Genomic DNA, 15788 nt, shown 5'->3' on the forward strand with positions numbered 1-15788 from the left:
TCTTCCCTATCCGGACCCCGCCTTCCGGCATGACCGACACCCGCTACATCGAAGACCTGCGCCGCCGCTACAACGCGGGCGCCAAACTCAAGTTCGTCAATTTCTGGGGCCACCAGCCCGGCAAGCACGGCATCACGGCCTCGTGCTTCAGCCAGTGGTACGGCGCGCCCTTCGAGATCGAAGGCCAGCGCTACCCCACCGCGGAACACTACATGATGGCCGAGAAGGCCCGGCTCTTTGGCGACGAGGCGACACGCGCGCTCGTGTTCAAGGCGCCCAATCCCGGCGCGGCCAAGGCGCTGGGCCGGCAGGTCATGGGCTTTAACGACGAGACCTGGCTGGCAAACCGCTATGCCATCGTCGTGCGCGCCAACGAGGCGAAATTAAAGGCCTGCGTGGAAACGCCGCCGGACACCAGCCGACTGGGCAAGCCGGTGGGCTTGTATGCCGTGTCGGACGTCTTCGACCTGCAGGACAGCGTGGACGGGTTGTTCGGGCGCAGCTGAACCTGCGCCGGCTCACGCCAGGTACGACGCCACTTCCTCCGGCGTCAGATAGCGCTTGAACGTCATCGACGGCTTCTGCGCCTCGTGGATCGCACCGTTGAAACCCGACCAGTTGCGCTTGGTGCCCTCGTCCGTTTCCAACGCGATCAGCACGCGCTTTCCGTGGCGGGACGGATGGTCGCGCAGCGCGGCTTCGCCCCATGCCCACTTCAGCATGTTCTTCAGCTCGCCTCCGGCATACGCGCCGGCCTGCAACCACTGGAAGTCGGCCGTGTCGCCATCCATGTCCGGCGTGCGCGAGGCGATGTCCCGCTGCACGCGCAGCGCCTGCGCGTGTTCGCCGATCAGGATCTGCAGCAGCGTGAGGGCGTGGAAGGTGTTGTTGATGGCGTGGGCCTCGGCGATGAAACCCGTTCCGGACGCCGGCAGCACGACCACCAGTTCGTCTTCGTAGCTGACGCGCGATGCCAGCCACAGGAAATGCAGCTGGTCGAACGGCAGGCTGTCGTTGAGCGAGGTCATGGCATACAGCAAGGCCATCAGCGCGTCGTCGGCGATGAACGCCTGATGATTGCCACGGTGGCGCAAGAGCATGGTCATCATCGGCAGCACCAGCACGTCCACGGCCGCTTGCAGGGCTTCGACCTCCCAGAATGCGTCCTGCGGCACCGCTGCCAACCTGGCCTGCGCGTCCGTCCAAGCCTGGCGGTCGGTCTCCTCGACCTCCTCGTCGTCCTCTTCGACTTCCTGCGCGCAGAACGGTCGCAGGCGTTGCAGCCAATCGCGCAGCAGTGCGTGCAGCGTGGGAAACAGAATGGCGGGATCGGCGCCGCCCTCCACCAGCGATCCGCCCATCAGCGCAAGCGCCGCAGCATGGGAAGGATGCAGTTGCGGCAGAAGATCGGCGCAATCCCGCAGGGCCGCAGCCGTGTTCGCCGGGTTGCGGGCATGGGTCAGGAAGGCGCCAACCTCGGGCCGCCTGAAGAACTGCTCCATCGACTCCAGGTCATCGGCGGCAAGAATGGGGCGGGACAGGCTGCGTGCGAGGTCCGAGATCGGCATGAGGTACGGCTATGGGTGAGGACGGCGAACAGCAAGCGCGCCCGCGATATCCAGGGCGCCCGAGTTTACCGGCCGGAGCGCGATGTCGTGACCAAAAATTTCATGCCTGATCGCGGCTTTAAACGACGTGATGGCAGCCAGGTGCGCTTTCCCATAGTGGTCAGACTTCAACGAAGCGTTACAAGTCCTGCCAGATCTAATCAAATAAAACAGTTCTCCCCACGCTTCTGCTTTAGTTCTAGTCGCTGCATGGTGTTGCGTTCGGCGCGGCTTCCAGCGTTTGACGTACTGCCGGCAGAGAAAAGATCAATAACCGGAGGAGAAGTCTATGCGTACGTTCAAGCGCAGGGCCGCCGCATTCCTGGCAAGCGGCCTGATCGCAGTGCTGGCGGGTTGCGCCTCGCCAGGCGGCAAGAAGGACACGATTGCCATGCCTGGGCTCTCGCAGCCCGTGGAAATCGTCAGGGACAAGCACGGCGTGTCTCACATCTACGCCAAGAACCAGGCGGACCTGTTCTTTGCTCAGGGCTTTTCGGCCGCGCGCGACCGCCTGTGGCAACTGGATCTGTGGCGCCGCCAGGGCGAAGGCAAGATGGCCGAACAGTTCGGCCCGCGCTTCATCGAGCAGGACCGCGCCGCGCGCCTCTTCCTGTACCGCGGCGACATGCAGGCGGAATTCGCCAGCTACCACCCCGAGGGTCAGGCCATCCTCACCGCATTCGCCAACGGCATCAATGCCTACGTGAACTGGGTCAAGGCCAATCCCGACCAGCTTCCGCCGGAGTTCAAGCTGACCGGCACCGAGCCGGGCTACTGGAGTCCGGAGACGTCCCTGATCCGCATCTACGGCCTGACGCGCAACGTCAGCGAGGAAGTGCGGATGTCCGAGCAGATCGCCGCATTGGGCCTGAACAACGTGCAGGGGCTGAGCACCTTCGAGCCGCCGTTGGCGCTGCAGGTGCCTGCCGGCCTGGACGTGCGCCAGATCAACAAATCGGTGCTGACCACCTACCGGCTGGCGCGTGACGGCCAGAAGTTCGAGGCGGGCGACTTCCCGCGCAGCCCGCTTGCCGCGGAGGAGCGCGCCAAGCTGGCGAGCGCGTTGTCCGAGGGGCGGCTTGCGTCGCTGGACCCGGCCTTCGATCCGCTGGCGCCGCGCTACGAAAGCAACAACTGGACGCTGAGCGGCGAACGCACCGCCACCGGCAAGCCCATCCTGGCAGGCGACCCGCACCGGTCCATCACGATGCCGTCGCTGCGCTACATGGTCCACCTGAATGCGCCGGGCTGGAACGTGATCGGCGCGGGCGAACCGGCATTGCCCGGGGTGTCGATGGGCCACAACGACCGCATCGCGTTCGGCCTGACGATCTTCGCGTTTGGCGACGAGGAAGACCTGTACGTCTACGACACCAACCCCGCGAACCCCGGCGAATACCGCTACCAGGGCCGCTGGGAAAAGATGCGCCAGATCGACGAGAGCATTCCGGTGCGCGGCGCGTCGCCTGCCATGCGCAGCCTGAAGTTCACGCGCCACGGTCCCGTCATCCACGAAGACCCGGTGCGCCGCAAGGCCTACGCCCTGCGCGCCGCCTACCTGGAATTCCCGGGTACGGCCGCCTATCTGGCCAGCCTGCGCTTGAACCAGGCGCAGAACTGGAACGAGTTCGTGGCCGGCATGGAAAAGCACTACACGCCCAGCGAGAACATGGTCTACGCGGACGTGGACGGCAACATCGGCTGGTTCGGCGGCAGCATCGCGCCCATCCGTCCGCGCAACGACTGGTCCGGCATGCTGCCCGTCCCGGGCAATGGCGACTTCGAATGGCGCGGCGTGCTGCCCGGCAACGCCCTGCCCCGCGTCTTCAATCCGCCCGAAGGCTATGTCGCCACGGCCAACGAGTACAACCTGCCCGCCAACTATCCGTACAAGGACATGTCGGCGCGCACCTGGGCCGAACCCTTCCGCATCCAGCGAATCCGCGAGGCGGTGGCTGACGGCAAGGGGCTGACCGTGCAGCAGTCGCAGGAACTTCAGTTCGACAATCTGTCGATTCCTGCCCGCACGCTGGGCGGCTACGCCAAGTCGTTGAACTCGGCGGACGCGAAGGTCGGCGAAGCGCTGAGCCTGCTGAAGGACTGGGACTACCGCATGGCCACCGACTCCCGGGCCGCCACCGTCTATGCGTTCTGGCTGCCCGAGGTCGTCAAACGCGTAACCGACCTGTATGTGCCGGCAAACGGGCGCGCGGCATTCGGCGAGCTTTCCACCCGCAAGACACTGGAAAAGCTGGCCACGCCCGATGCCGCCTTTGGTCCTCGCCCGGACCAGGGCCGCGACGCCCTGCTGTTGCAGGCGCTGGCCGACGGCCTCACGAAGCTCACCGCGAAGATGGGGCCGGATTCGAAGCAGTGGCAGTGGGGCAAGCTGCACCACATCCAGTTCGATCACAGCCTGGCCAGCCTGCTGCCGCCCGACACGGCCAAGGCGTGGGGCACGCCGCGCTATCCGGTCGGCGGCGACAACGACACGGTGCATCGCGCGACGTTCCGCAAGAGCGACTACCGCGTGACCAGCGGTGCGTCGTACCGCCAGGTGATCGACGTGTCCGACTGGGACAACTCGCGCGTGCAGAACGTGCCGGGCCAATCGGCGGATCCGCGCAGCCCGCATTACCAGGACCTGATCAAGGGCTGGGCGACGGGCGAGTATTTCCCGATGGCGTTCAGCCGGGCCAAGGTGGATAGCCAGCGGTCGGATACGCTGACGCTGCAGCCGGCGGGCAAGTGACCTGAGTTCCGGGGATGGACAAGCCGGGCTGCGGCTTCCTGCGAGGGAGCGCGGCCCGGCTTTTTTATCGGGCTGCTTGCTTGCGTCGATGATGCGCTGGACTCAACCCGGACCTCGCACCCTTGATGTTTGTCATTTCGCGCCGCGATCCGCGGGCGGAGAATGCCCTCATGACCCTCTACCCCGTGCTGCTCATCCTGCACCTGCTTGCCGCCTTCCTGTTCGTCGGCACTGTCACGTTCGAGGTGCTGTTTCTTGAACCGGTGCACCGGCGCCTGCCGCCCGACGTGCGCAAGGCGCTGGGCAGCCAGCTCGGGCCGCGCGTGCGTTCGGTGGTGCCGTGGTCGGTGGTGGTGTTGTACCTGGCGGGGTTGGGGCTGGCGTGGCAGCACCGCGGCGCGCTGTCCGCGCCGCTGGCCTCATCGTTCGGCCTGCTGCTGTCCATCAAGATCGCGCTGGCCATCAGCGTGCTGATTCATGTGGCGACCGCGCTGGTGCTGGCCAGGCAGCGCAAGCTCACCGGCGCGCTGCAAGGGCGTCTGCACCTGAGCGTGTTCTGCCACATGCTGGCCATCGTCGTGCTGGCCAAGGCGATGTTCTACGTCACCTGGTGACCGGGCCAAGGGCGCTAACCGCGAACACGGCGATAACCGCGCGGATCGCGCTAACGCCCCTCCACGCGCCCCTCCACGCGAACCTCCCCGTTTACTTGCGCTTGCCCGAGGCGTCCTGCTCCACCACCATGTCCAGCACGTAGACCTTGGAGGGCGCATCGGCGGGCGGGTTCTTCCAGTCGTAACGCTTGACGCGCAGCACCGTGCGCACGCCCTCCTGGTGCTCAAACCCTTCGATCGACTGGTAGAGCGGCTGCCACTTGTCCGGCGCCGGCAGCGCGATGCCCGCGTCATTGAACTTGCGTTCGCGCACCATCAGGCACTGGTAGTGCGGAATCATCGGATGGCTGCATTCGGCGCGCTTGGCCGCCACTTCCAGGAACATGATCTGGCCCGCGCTGCCGTACAGCGTTTCCGGCGTGGGTTCGCCGACGAACTTCAGCACGCTGCCGTCCTGCGTCGTGAGGTCCAGCGTCGGCTCGGCCTTGTCGCCCGACATCGTCACGCGCAGATCGCCCTTCAGGCGCTGGGCGATCTCGGCATCGAGTTGCATCAGGCTTTGTTCGCAGGCCTTCATCGTCGACGCGAGATTCGCGATGGTCAGCACGCCGTTCTTGTACGTGTACCCGCCGAATTGCGCATTGCAGCCGCCGCGGATGTTCACGCCGTCGTCCTTGAAGGTCAGGCGCACCTGATGCTCGACGCCCTTTTGCAGCGCCGCGATGGCCTTGCCCGCGGCATCGGTGGCGGCGGTCAGGCGCCAATGGTAGGCGCTCAGGCCGGCCTGAGCTTCGGCGGACGTGGTGGCGGAATCAGGCATGGCGGACGATCCTTCGCGGGGTGAGGTCGTGGGCGCGCAGGCAGACAGCAGCGCCGCGCAGACGGATGCAAGAAGGATGGCTTTTTTCATGATTGGTTCCTGACGGCCGCGTGGCATTGACGAAAAGCGGGATTCTACGTCCGTGCCGTGGACGAAATTACCGCTGCGCGGCGCAGTCCGTTTCCAAATCTTGCGGCCGACCAGCCCGGGGCATCGTGATCGAACCGTCCGCGCGCCGTGTGCCCCGCATGGGAAATGTTCATCCGGCGGGCGCGGTCCGGCCCTCACGGCCAGCGCGGGCGCGATTACAGTCTGACACCTTCCCCGTCAGGCCCACGCACGGCCGCGCAGGCCTGAACGCGCTACTTGGCAGCGGGATACACCGGGCTTGCCAGGCAAGCCTGCGCCCATTCGTAGTCGTCGGTATCGAAGATTTCGCCGTCGATCTTCGGCAGGGGCTTGTCGGCATAACTGAAATCGGGCGCTGCCGGCGACCGGTTCCAGTGGGTCTTGCCATTGCCGTCATCGCACGCCTCGTCGGCGCTGCTGAACGAGCACGACGCGATGACCTTGGGCTTGCCGTTCACCACGTCGGCCACGTACCGCTTTGTGTAGACGCCGCCGGAGGCCCAGTACTCGTCCACCGAGCAGACGCGGTCATTGTGCTGGTAATGGCGGGTCGCGAAGCAGGAGTAGTTGTTGTAGTCGGGCGGCAGCACGTCGCACGACGACGCGAAACCGGCAAACGGACCGCCGGTGAACTGCGCCCGGAACTTGCGCTGATCCAGCGCCCGCGCGACCAGGACCGGCGTGTCAGATCCCTTGGCCTTTTCCTTGAACTGGGCGCTGCGCGCCTGGATCAGGCTGCGCGCGGCCTGCGCGGGGGTCTTGCCGTCGGGCAGGAGGTCGGGCGACTCGATCAATCTTTCAAGTGCGTTGTCGCGCGCCGCCAGCCAACGCTTCTGGCCGTCGATCAGCATGGTGCGGATCTCGGCATCGGGCGCGGCTTTCAACAGTGCGCTGTAGCTGCGATTCAATTCCGCGTCGGCGGACACCGCGCCGCGGTCGGCGCAGATCAGCTTCTCGACGCCGGTGGATGCCTTCTTGCAATCGATGGCAAGCGCGGGCGCGGACAAGGCGAACAAGCCAGCCAGGGACAACAACCGTAGGGCGGGAATTCCAGGTTTCATCGGATTCTTCTCGGGTTCGATGGCGGTTGAACAGCCCGCAATTCTGGCACGAAACCGGGGACGACCCGACAACGGCACGCCGCCGATCGCGCTTCCCGTTCGCGATCGGCGGCGTCGTCAACGCGTGCTACAGCGCCGAGGCCATCGCCAGCCGCTCCGCATAGTGCGGAATCGACAGGCGTTCAATCACCGCCTGCTGCTGCGCCCCGAACACGTCGCGCTCATCCGGAGAAGCAGAAATGTTCGGACGGTCGATGGTCAGCTTGATGGCGTTGCAGCTATCCACGAAGAACGTGCCGACCACGCGCTCGGTCGCCACGCCCAGCACCTGCGCCACATTGGCCGGGCAGAACACGTTCGAGCGCAACGCGGCCTCGTAGTCGGCGGCCGAGTTGAACACGATGTCGAACGTCAGCCGGTTGATGCCCGCGTCCTTGCTGCGGACCACCACGGCCATGTCGAGCAGCGGTTGTTCGCGTTGGGGCGCGCCTTCAGGCGGCACGTCGGCGATCAGGGACAGCGTGCGGTCGTCCAGATTGCCCTGGTAGTCCGTGATGCCGATGTCGTAGTACCGCGGCCGGCCGGATCCGCTTTCCGTCCACGCCTTGCCGTTGGCGCGGAAGTAGGTGATCGGGAACATGCGGTTCTTGATGATGTCTTCGTTCTGCAGCAGGTGGTAAAGCGTCCATTCGTAGGCATCGCCGGCATCCATGTCCATCCGCGAGCCGTCGCGCGCGGCGGCCAGCGACAGCAGGCGTTGCAGCTCGGCGTGATGGCGATCGGCGAGCACACGGGGATCGCGGTCGATGGTGCGCACAAGCGCGACCGGATGGCTCGCGTCGGCCTCATGGATTTTCCAGGTAGCGGCGCGCAGCGCGTCCGGAAATTCCGCCTGAACCAGCGTGATGACTGCGTCCTTGATCATCGGGTAATTGGCCTGGAACACCGGATCGCGCGTGCCGCTGGGAACCACCGCGCCGTACTGCCCGTCCTCGCGCCGGAAGCTCACCAGATTGGGCGACAGCGGATAGGCAATGTTGCCGGCGGTGGCCTTGCGCCCCGCGTAACCGTAATGGATCAGATAGTGGGTCAGCAGGCTGGCGAGCGTTTCGGCCGCCTGCGGCGTCGCCGCGCAGGTTTCCACGATCAGACCCAGCTCCTTTTCGCCCTCGCGCAGCGGCACGGCCTGGACGCCGTTGCGGCCATAGACCAGCACGTCGCCAGGCACACGCGGCAGGTCCGCGGGATCCAGATGAACCAGCGACACCTTGCGTTTGCCCAGCCGCCGCGCGCCTTCCAGCTTGATGCTCCACGGCCATGGCTTGCCCGCATGCACGAACTGGCTGTTGCGGATGCCGGCGGTGCGGGCGTCGCGCGCGAAGAATTCCGTGTGTTCCATCGCCAGGATGCCTTCGGGATAGAACTGCAGTTGGGGATGGCTTTCCTCGTACAGCGAATGCGCCGCAATGGAATACGGCGTGCAGCGCCGTCCCGAGTCCGGCGCCACGAAAAGCGCCGTGCCGTCGTCGTAGATTTCGGCAATCAGGCAATCCGACGGCGAGCCCGGGTCGCAGGCCAGCGCGCCGCATTCCAGCACGTGGCCCACGTGGTACGCCAGACCCGGATCGATACCGCGGCGGATCATGTCGGACGCGAACAGTGCAATGTCGCACGAGCGGCCTGCCAGCACGTACTTCGCGCCGCTTTCCAGCGCAGTGATGAGCGGATGCACGCCCATCTGACCCACGATGGTGCTCTCTTCGAGCGCCGCTGCATCCAGCTCCGGCCCGGCGCCCGTGGGCCGAAGCGCATCCGCGCGGAATTCGCGGATCACGCTGGCCGGGTCCAGTTCAGACCGGATGACAGCCACCGCGCGGTCCTTCACGCCCAGCTCGTCAAACACTTCCTTGGCGACGTCGATCATCCAGTCCAGGTTGCGGTTGCCGCCCGCCATGCCGCAGCTTCCCAGGATGACCGGACCCTCGATGCGTTCGCCCGCCTCGACCATGTGGCGAAAGTCCGCCTTCACGGCCTCGCGTTCGAAGTACTCGGTTCCCGTGCCCAGGTAATAGGGGCCGGCGTCCATCGATCCCGCATCCGAGATCACGGCGTCGATCCGCCCTTCCAGCGCCTTTTGCAGCGATTCACGGGGAAATCCATATCCCAACGCGCCGCACGCGGACACCACGCGATAAACCAGCTTTGCCATCATCACTCTCCAGTTCTGCAGGCCGCAGACATTGCGGTTGCTGCATGAGCGTGAAGATTGCGCCTGCCGGCGAAGCTGGAAAAATACTATGTCGATATGCGGGTATCGGCCGCGGATATGGCCTTTAGCGGCGCGTCAGGAAGGCAGCGGCTCCGCGCCGGCCAGTCCTTTTTCCTGCACCTGCTGCATCACGAACTCGCTGAGCAGCGTGCGCACCGCCTCGGCGGGCGGCGCCAGCGGCACGTCGCTGGACGCGATGACTGCCGCCGTCAGATAGACGGGCGGCTCGATCAGCACGGCGGACACCATCGCGTTTCCCGGCTGCCCCGAGAAATCGCCCAGCGGCAGGATGGTGTGGCCGATGCCCGCCTGCACCGCCGACAGCATGCCGGAAAAGACCTCGGTTTCCGCCACCACCTGCGGCGCGATGCCGGCCTCGGAAAACAGCCGGTCGAGCAGATTGCGTGTCATGTTGGGATGCGCGGGCAGAATGAGCGGCATGTCCGCCAGTTGCTCGAAGCGCATGGCGGACGGCCGGCGCCCGGGCTTGCGCGGGCTGATCACGAAAAGCCGTTGCCGGAACAGCGCTTGGCGCGCAAAACCCGTGGTCGGTTCGTCCTCGAACACCAGCGCCAGATCCAGCGAGCTGTCGCGGATGCGGGCGCCCAGCTGGCCGCTGGCATCGCTGCTGAAACGCAGGCTGATCTTGGGCAGCGCCGCCCGGCATTTTTCCATCAGTTCGCCCGCCAGAAACGACGCCAGCGTCGACGACATGCCGATGCGCACGACGCCCTGGATGTCGCCGCTGAGCGAGCGCACGATCTGCGGAATGCGCTCCATGCGGCTCAGGATGGATGCGGCTTCCGTGTAGAGCGCGGCGCCCGCGGCCGTGGGACGCGCGCCCCGCGCACTGCGATGCAGCAGCGTCACGCCCAGCTCTTCTTCCAATGCCGCGATCTGCTGGCTGAGCGCCGGCTGCGCCACCGGAATGAGCGCCGCCGCGCGGGAAAAACTGCCCGCCTCGACGATCTTGACGAAGTACCGGAGATGGCGCAGTTGCACGGACACGCTCCGGTCAGAACGTCACCTTGACTGACGGCGCGCTGCGCCGGGCTTCGCCATGGAACACGGCTTCGATGTTGTTGCCGTCCGGATCCAGCACGAAGGCGCCGTAGTAGCCGGGATGGTATTCGCGGAATCCCGGCGCGCCGTTGTCCTTGCCGCCATGAGCCAGCGCCGCTTTGTAAAACGCGTCGACCATCGCCTGATCTCGCGCCTGGAACGCCAGATGGTGGCGTCCCGTCAACTGGCCCAGCGCGGCCTGGCTGTCAGCCGACGAGACAAAGAGCTCGTCCGCCCAGAAGTAGTCGTCGGCCGTGCCGCCCATCGGCACCTCCAGGGCATCGAACACCGCCTGGTAGAAGCGCTGACTGGCCGGCAGATCGCGCACGACAAGCTGGATGTGATCGATCAGACGGCCGCGATGGATCTCGTTGGTCTGCATGACATCTCCTTACTGGTGGGGATCGGTCGACTATAGCGCCATCCGCTGCAGGCGATATGGGGGCTCGGTCAAACGGATACCACCGGGACGCATTGCCGGCTTGCCCATTCAGCCCGCCCGCCAATGACAAGGCCCGCATTGCCGTGTGGGGCAATGCGGGCCTGAATACCGCGGTCATGCGGGGCGTGCGCGGCACGGCCCCGGATTCGATCAGCCAAACACGCGGAAGCGCTCGGCGTCGTCCATGAAAGCCTTGTCGCCGAAACCGGCTTCGTTCGAGCCAAACGGCATCTGCGCGCGCAGCTTCCAGTAGGCGGGAACGTTCCATTCGCGCGCGACGGCGGCGTCGATCAGCGGATTGTAGTGCTGCAGGCTGGCGCCGACACCGGCGTTGGCCAGCGCGGTCCACACGGACAACTGGGCCATGCCGCCCGATTGCTCGGACCAGACCGGGAAGTTGTCGGCGTACAGCGCAAACTTTTCCTGCAGGCTGCGCACGACGTCCTGGTCTTCAAAGAACAGGATGGTGCCCACGCCGGCGGCAAAGCTCTTGAGCTTGGCTTCGGTCTTGTCGAAACCTTCGGCGGGCGCAACCTTGCGCACTTCTTCCGTAGCCAGGTTCCAGAGCTTGTCGCTTTCGGCGCCAAACAGGATCACGGCGCGCGAGCTTTGCGAGTTGAAGGAGGACGGGCTGTGCTTGATCGCTTCCTGGATCAGCGTGCTCAGTTCTTCCTTGGAGGCCGACAGGTTGCGGCCCAGCGAATACTGCGTGCGGCGCTGCTTGAGCGCTTCGAGATATGCGTTGCTCATTATTTGACCTTTCGACCAGTAGATAGAGATGACGATGGGAGGCATTCTACCGGCTCGACCATGACGCGAATACCCGTTCAAACGCACTTTGGCTGGAACATACTGTTCCACTGATGGTGCCAAAGGGGCTGCAACGTGCGATCCGCGCGAGCAATCGGGCGCCTCCAGACGGCCGAGTTCAAACGTTTGATTGGGTCAGAGGTCCATGTCCAGGACGCGCGTCACCGTGTTGCAGGACGTGCATTGGCCCGCCACGATGAGATTGCTGAAGAAGTTCTGCACGGTGTCCGGATCTTCGTCCCAGAGTTCGTCCGTGCCGTCGTAGTCGAACTGGGCGAAGACGCTGAACCGCGTGCCCTGGCAGGCGGGGCAGGCAAAGGCCTGCGCCGCCCCCTCGCCGCGGATCTTGGCTGAGCAATCCAGCTCGCCGTGATAGCCGTGGATGTCGCTGTCGAACACCACGACATCCTCCGATGCGCCGTCCCATTTCACGGCCAGCGGCGACACGAATTCGTAGTCCTGGACGTGTTCGTTGTAGTCGCGCAGGTCAAAGCCCAGGATTTCGCCCGTCTGCGCGCCGCCGGCGCCTAGTAGGCGGAATGCGACCGCAACCTCGCCACGGTCTTCCACGATCAAGGGCGCGGGTGTCACGCGCACGCCATCCAGACAGCGTGGCGGGTGGGACAGAACGTGATCGAACGTGGGATCGGACATGCAGCGGGTCTCCAGTGAAGCGCGAAGATTGATGAGCGCGAGACTATAGCAATCGCTGTGGCCGGCGACGTATGGCCGGCCAGATCCCTCCATGCTTCAGTCGGCGCGGAACCCCGTCGCCTTCACGACGTCGGCCCAGCGCTTGGACTCCGCGGTCAGCAAGGCCTGCAGCGCCTGCCGGTCCGAGCCCACGTCGACAAATCCCGCTTCGCCAAGCGTCTTCACGGCGGCAGGCTGGCGCAGCGCAGCGGCGCTGTCAGCCTGCAAGCGAGTCAGCACGGCCTCCGGCGTGCCGGCCGGCGCGAACAACGCGAACCAGGCGCCGAAGTTGACCGCCGGCAGGCCGCCCTCCGCGAACGTCGGCACGTCAGCCAACGCGGACGAGCGCTTCGCGCCGGTGGTGGCCAGCGCGCGCAGCTTGCCGCCCTGCACCTGGGGCGCGGCCAGGGCCGTCGTCACGAAGGCCGCCTGCACGCCGCCGGACACCAGTCCAGACACCGCATCGCCCGTCGACCGGTAATGGATGGCCTCGATCTTCAGGCCCGCCTCGCGCGCGAAAAGCTCCGCGCCGAAATGGCCGGGCGTACCCGCGCCGAAGGTGGCGAAGTTCACGCGGTCCGGCGCCTTCTTCGCGGCGTCGATAAACGCCGGCAGGTCCTTGTACGGCGAGCTGGCCGGCACCACCAGCACGAAGTCGGCACGCACCACCTCGGAGATCGGCGCGAAGTCGCGCGGCGGATCGTAGTTCAGGTTGCGGTACGTGGCAGGCGAAATGCTGATCGAACCGACCTCGCCCAGCAGCAGCGTCTGGCCGTCCGCCGGACTGCGCGCGACGTTCTGGGCGGCAATCTGCCCGCCGGCACCGACCTTGTTCTCCACCACCACGCTTTCGCCCAGCAGCGGTCCCATGTGCTGGGACAACGTGCGGGCCACGATGTCCGGCCCCGTGCCGGGCGGAAAGCCCACGTTCAGGCGCACCGGCCCATTGGGAAACTGGGCGGCTGCCGCAAGCGGCAGGCACAGCATGAAGCCGCCCAGCAGGCGGCGCAGCATCGTTTGCATGGTTGTCTCCTGGTTTTTTTAATGCCGCGGCGGCTGCCGCGGGTTCAGCAAATGCGATAGAAGCGCAATTCGACGCGGTCGGGATAACGCGCGCCGGTGCCGATGAACAGGCTTTCGTTCATCCAGCCGAGCGCGGGCGACGACGTTTCAAAGCGGGGATAGCTGCGAAAGTAGATGCGCGCCGGATCGACGGCTTCGCCGCGCGCCAGCCGCGCGATGTCCTCGGCGCTGCCCGTGCGGATGCCAGTGTTCTCGACATACACGCGCTCGCCTGCGGGCGTCTCGATCACATAGCGTGCGTGGATGTCCGTGAATGTGGCCGAGCGGATGATCTGGAAGTCCGCGCCGCCGGGCAGCACTTTGCCCGACAGACGCGGACCGTCGACCGTGCCGCCTGTGATCGGGATCACGCGGCGCCGGCCCTGCGGCGTATCGCCCACTTCCTGCGGCGCGCCCACGTCGACCACCACGGTGGTCACATGTTCCAGCCGGGGCGCGTGGGGTTCGTTGATGGCATCGGCGCCGCTCATGGCTTTTCTCCGCGAGCAAGTCGCAGCGCGGCGGGGTCAAAACCCGCCAGCTGCTTGTAGCGCAGCGATACCGCCGCCAGCTCCTCGCCCGATATGACGTCGTTGATGTTCGCAAAGCCTTGCGGCGCGCGCTCTTCGGCCAACTGCATCACCTGTTCGGGGCCGTTCAAACGATTGCGCAGCACGATGCCCGCGGTGCGCGGCAGACGTTCGGCCTCGTACTCCAGCAGCGCGATCTCTGCTGAACGCGCCTTGCCCTGCACCGCCTGATCCAGCCAGTCGGCCAGGGAGCGCGCGTCCAGGATCGCCTGGGCCGATCCGTTCGAGCCGATCGGATACATGGGATGCGCCGCGTCGCCCAGCAGCGTATAGCGCCCGCGCGTCCAGCGCGGCAAGGGATCGCGGTCCACCAGCGGAAATTCGTAGATTGCCTCGGCGCCGTCGATGATGGCAGGGATGTCGATCCAGTCCCAGCGCCAATCGGCAAAGCGGTCCGCGAAGACGGACTTGTCGACCTTGCGGTTCCAGTCGGTGGCGGGCAGTTCCGCGCCGGGGATCGACAGCTCGGCGATCCAGTTGATGAGCGAACGGCCTTGTGTGCGCAGCGGTTCGGAGATCGGATAGCAGACGAATTTCTGGTCCTGGTGACCCGCCATGAACATGCTGCGCCCGTCCAGATACGGCGGCGCCTCGGTCACGGCGCGCCACAGCATGCGCCCGGAAAAACGGGGCTCGTCCCCGACGGGATGAAGCTGACGGCGCAGTGCCGAGTGGATGCCATCGGCGCCCACCAGGATGTCGCCGTGCACGGCCTGCAGCGCGTTGTCCGCGCGGCGGCGGAACTGCGCGTGCACGCCCGCCGCATCCTGGCTGGCCGATTCCAGCACCATGCCCGGCACGATGGCATCCGGCCCGAGCCGGTCGCGCACGGCCTGCGCGAGCAGCATCTGGAACTCGCCGCGATGCACCGAAAACTGCGGCAGCGGATAACCGGCCTCGAGGCCGCGCGGCTCGCGCCAGATCGGCTGGCCGAGCTTGTTGTAGTAGTGAAGCTGCGAGGTCTCGATGGCGCGTTCGGCCAACTGGGGCATGAGGCCCAATTGTTCGATCTCGCTGACCGCATGGGGCAGCAGATTGATGCCGACGCCCAATGGCCGCAATTCCTGCGCGCTTTCATAGATGCGGCAGCCGATGCCGCGCCGATGCAGCATCAGCGCAAGGGTCAGCCCGCCGATCCCGGCCCCGGCAATGACGATTTGCATGTCTACTCCTGGTCTTATTTGTTATGCAACATAACAAAATCGCCCAGCGTTTCGCACGAGGGATTTCCCGCAATCCGGTGGCGCGGCGGCGACGCGTGCATTAGTGTTGAGGCCCCGTTTCACGATCTGCCCCCGATGTCCAGAGCCTCCGCCCCACGCCCTCGCCGCCCTGCTGCCCGCGGCGAACACTTCGATCCGCATGTGCCCGGCATTCAGTACGGCGCGCTGGACGACCTGGTCGGCTACGCCATCCGCCGCGCGCAGATCCTGATCTACGAGGACTTCCTGGCCGCGCTGGCGCCGTGGGACATCACGCCGCAGCGTTATTCGGCACTGACGCTGATCGCCGCCAATGAAAACCTCAAGCTCACCGACCTGGCGCGCATCCTGGGCATTGCGCGCTCGGGCGCGGTGCAGATCGTCAACCAGTTGCAGGACCTGGGCTACGTGGAGCGCCAGGAAGCCGAACGCGACCGGCGCGCCTACGCGCTGGCCATGACGCCGGCCGGCCACACCGCGCTGGCCGCCATCACCGAGGCCGTGCAGGCGCACGACGCGCGTATCAGCGGGAAGCTCGGCGCGGCGGATCGGCGAAAACTGATCGGGCTGCTGGGCAAGCTGGGGTAGCGCGGCCCGCCATCGCGCACCCATGGACAGGTAGCGCGGCTTCCCTCTCCGCGCAAGGCTGCGCCGCATCGTGCGCGCCTTTTGCGC

15 protein-coding genes are annotated in these 15788 nt (G+C 66.0%); 4 read left to right on the forward strand and 11 right to left on the reverse strand.

Annotated features, from left to right (window positions below):
* Positions 1-29 precede the first annotated feature (29 nt).
* Complete coding sequence (locus tag MHZ91_RS07430; protein ID WP_239213099.1) at positions 30-506, forward strand: NADAR family protein; 477 nt, start codon at positions 30-32, stop codon at positions 504-506.
* Between the two features lie 12 nt (positions 507-518).
* On the opposite strand, the gene MHZ91_RS07435 is transcribed toward MHZ91_RS07430, so the two are convergent.
* Positions 519-1568 carry a hypothetical protein gene (locus tag MHZ91_RS07435; RefSeq protein ID WP_239213100.1) on the reverse strand — a complete coding sequence of 350 codons (1050 nt, stop codon included), beginning with the start codon at positions 1566-1568 and terminating at the stop codon, positions 519-521.
* A gap of 328 nt (positions 1569-1896) precedes the next feature.
* On the opposite strand from MHZ91_RS07435, the gene MHZ91_RS07440 reads away from it, so the two are divergent.
* Complete coding sequence (locus MHZ91_RS07440; RefSeq protein ID WP_239213102.1) at positions 1897-4359, forward strand: penicillin acylase family protein; 2463 nt, start codon at positions 1897-1899, stop codon at positions 4357-4359.
* A gap of 170 nt (positions 4360-4529) precedes the next feature.
* Positions 4530-4973 (forward strand): CopD family copper resistance protein, encoded by a 444-nt coding sequence (locus tag MHZ91_RS07445; RefSeq protein WP_239213104.1) that lies wholly within the window; start codon positions 4530-4532, stop codon positions 4971-4973.
* A 91-nt stretch (positions 4974-5064) separates the two neighbouring features.
* Here MHZ91_RS07445 and MHZ91_RS07450 read toward each other — a convergent pair whose 3' ends face one another.
* The 10 genes from MHZ91_RS07450 to MHZ91_RS07495 all read right to left on the reverse strand — a co-directional run bounded on the left by MHZ91_RS07450 (position 5065) and on the right by MHZ91_RS07495 (position 15074).
* Complete coding sequence (locus MHZ91_RS07450) at positions 5065-5793, reverse strand: META and DUF4377 domain-containing protein (RefSeq protein ID WP_239213133.1); 729 nt, start codon at positions 5791-5793, stop codon at positions 5065-5067.
* Positions 5794-6155: 362 nt separating this feature from the next.
* Positions 6156-6983, reverse strand: a complete 828-nt coding sequence (locus MHZ91_RS07455; protein WP_239213106.1) for a lysozyme inhibitor LprI family protein — start codon at positions 6981-6983, stop codon at positions 6156-6158.
* Between the two features lie 127 nt (positions 6984-7110).
* Positions 7111-9192, reverse strand: a complete 2082-nt coding sequence (locus tag MHZ91_RS07460; protein ID WP_239213108.1) for a DUF4387 family protein — start codon at positions 9190-9192, stop codon at positions 7111-7113.
* Positions 9193-9327: 135 nt separating this feature from the next.
* Entirely contained in the window at positions 9328-10254 is a 927-nt protein-coding gene (locus MHZ91_RS07465) for a LysR substrate-binding domain-containing protein (RefSeq protein WP_239213110.1), read from the reverse strand.
* Between the two features lie 13 nt (positions 10255-10267).
* Positions 10268-10696 (reverse strand): VOC family protein, encoded by a 429-nt coding sequence (locus MHZ91_RS07470; protein ID WP_175123066.1) that lies wholly within the window; start codon positions 10694-10696, stop codon positions 10268-10270.
* A gap of 210 nt (positions 10697-10906) precedes the next feature.
* Positions 10907-11506, reverse strand: a complete 600-nt coding sequence (locus tag MHZ91_RS07475; protein WP_239213112.1) for a nitroreductase family protein — start codon at positions 11504-11506, stop codon at positions 10907-10909.
* Positions 11507-11701: 195 nt separating this feature from the next.
* Complete coding sequence (locus tag MHZ91_RS07480; protein WP_175123068.1) at positions 11702-12220, reverse strand: hypothetical protein; 519 nt, start codon at positions 12218-12220, stop codon at positions 11702-11704.
* Between the two features lie 96 nt (positions 12221-12316).
* Complete coding sequence (locus MHZ91_RS07485; RefSeq protein WP_239213114.1) at positions 12317-13282, reverse strand: tripartite tricarboxylate transporter substrate binding protein; 966 nt, start codon at positions 13280-13282, stop codon at positions 12317-12319.
* 44 nt (positions 13283-13326) lie between these two features.
* Positions 13327-13812 (reverse strand): DUF3237 domain-containing protein, encoded by a 486-nt coding sequence (locus tag MHZ91_RS07490; RefSeq protein WP_239213116.1) that lies wholly within the window; start codon positions 13810-13812, stop codon positions 13327-13329.
* A complete protein-coding gene (locus MHZ91_RS07495) occupies positions 13809-15074 on the reverse strand; it encodes a flavin-dependent oxidoreductase (protein WP_239213117.1) in 1266 nt (421 codons plus the stop codon). The genes MHZ91_RS07490 and MHZ91_RS07495 overlap by 4 nt, the downstream gene beginning before the upstream one ends.
* Positions 15075-15209: 135 nt before the next feature.
* Between MHZ91_RS07495 and MHZ91_RS07500 the strand changes: the two genes are divergently transcribed.
* The gene (locus tag MHZ91_RS07500) at positions 15210-15701 is read left to right on the forward strand and encodes a MarR family winged helix-turn-helix transcriptional regulator (RefSeq protein WP_239213119.1); all 492 of its coding nucleotides are present in this window, start codon (positions 15210-15212) and stop codon (positions 15699-15701) included.
* Positions 15702-15788 lie beyond the last annotated feature (87 nt).

The organism is Achromobacter sp. ACRQX (assembly GCF_022346505.1).
GTDB lineage: Bacteria > Pseudomonadota > Gammaproteobacteria > Burkholderiales > Burkholderiaceae_B > Achromobacter > Achromobacter animicus.

Coding starts and splice junctions, on each gene's coding strand:
- MHZ91_RS07485 (WP_239213114.1), bottom strand. CDS start 13,282: ATGCAAACGATGCTGCGCCGCCTGCTGGGCGGCTTCATGCTGTGCCTG.
- MHZ91_RS07470 (WP_175123066.1), bottom strand. CDS start 10,696: ATGCAGACCAACGAGATCCATCGCGGCCGTCTGATCGATCACATCCAG.
- MHZ91_RS07450 (WP_239213133.1), bottom strand. CDS start 5,793: ATGCCTGATTCCGCCACCACGTCCGCCGAAGCTCAGGCCGGCCTGAGC.
- MHZ91_RS07480 (WP_175123068.1), bottom strand. CDS start 12,220: ATGTCCGATCCCACGTTCGATCACGTTCTGTCCCACCCGCCACGCTGT.
- MHZ91_RS07490 (WP_239213116.1), bottom strand. CDS start 13,812: ATGAGCGGCGCCGATGCCATCAACGAACCCCACGCGCCCCGGCTGGAA.
- MHZ91_RS07435 (WP_239213100.1), bottom strand. CDS start 1,568: ATGCCGATCTCGGACCTCGCACGCAGCCTGTCCCGCCCCATTCTTGCC.
- MHZ91_RS07455 (WP_239213106.1), bottom strand. CDS start 6,983: ATGAAACCTGGAATTCCCGCCCTACGGTTGTTGTCCCTGGCTGGCTTG.
- MHZ91_RS07500 (WP_239213119.1), top strand. CDS start 15,210: ATGTCCAGAGCCTCCGCCCCACGCCCTCGCCGCCCTGCTGCCCGCGGC.
- MHZ91_RS07440 (WP_239213102.1), top strand. CDS start 1,897: ATGCGTACGTTCAAGCGCAGGGCCGCCGCATTCCTGGCAAGCGGCCTG.
- MHZ91_RS07475 (WP_239213112.1), bottom strand. CDS start 11,506: ATGAGCAACGCATATCTCGAAGCGCTCAAGCAGCGCCGCACGCAGTAT.
- MHZ91_RS07430 (WP_239213099.1), top strand. CDS start 30: ATGACCGACACCCGCTACATCGAAGACCTGCGCCGCCGCTACAACGCG.
- MHZ91_RS07495 (WP_239213117.1), bottom strand. CDS start 15,074: ATGCAAATCGTCATTGCCGGGGCCGGGATCGGCGGGCTGACCCTTGCG.
- MHZ91_RS07445 (WP_239213104.1), top strand. CDS start 4,530: ATGACCCTCTACCCCGTGCTGCTCATCCTGCACCTGCTTGCCGCCTTC.
- MHZ91_RS07460 (WP_239213108.1), bottom strand. CDS start 9,192: ATGGCAAAGCTGGTTTATCGCGTGGTGTCCGCGTGCGGCGCGTTGGGA.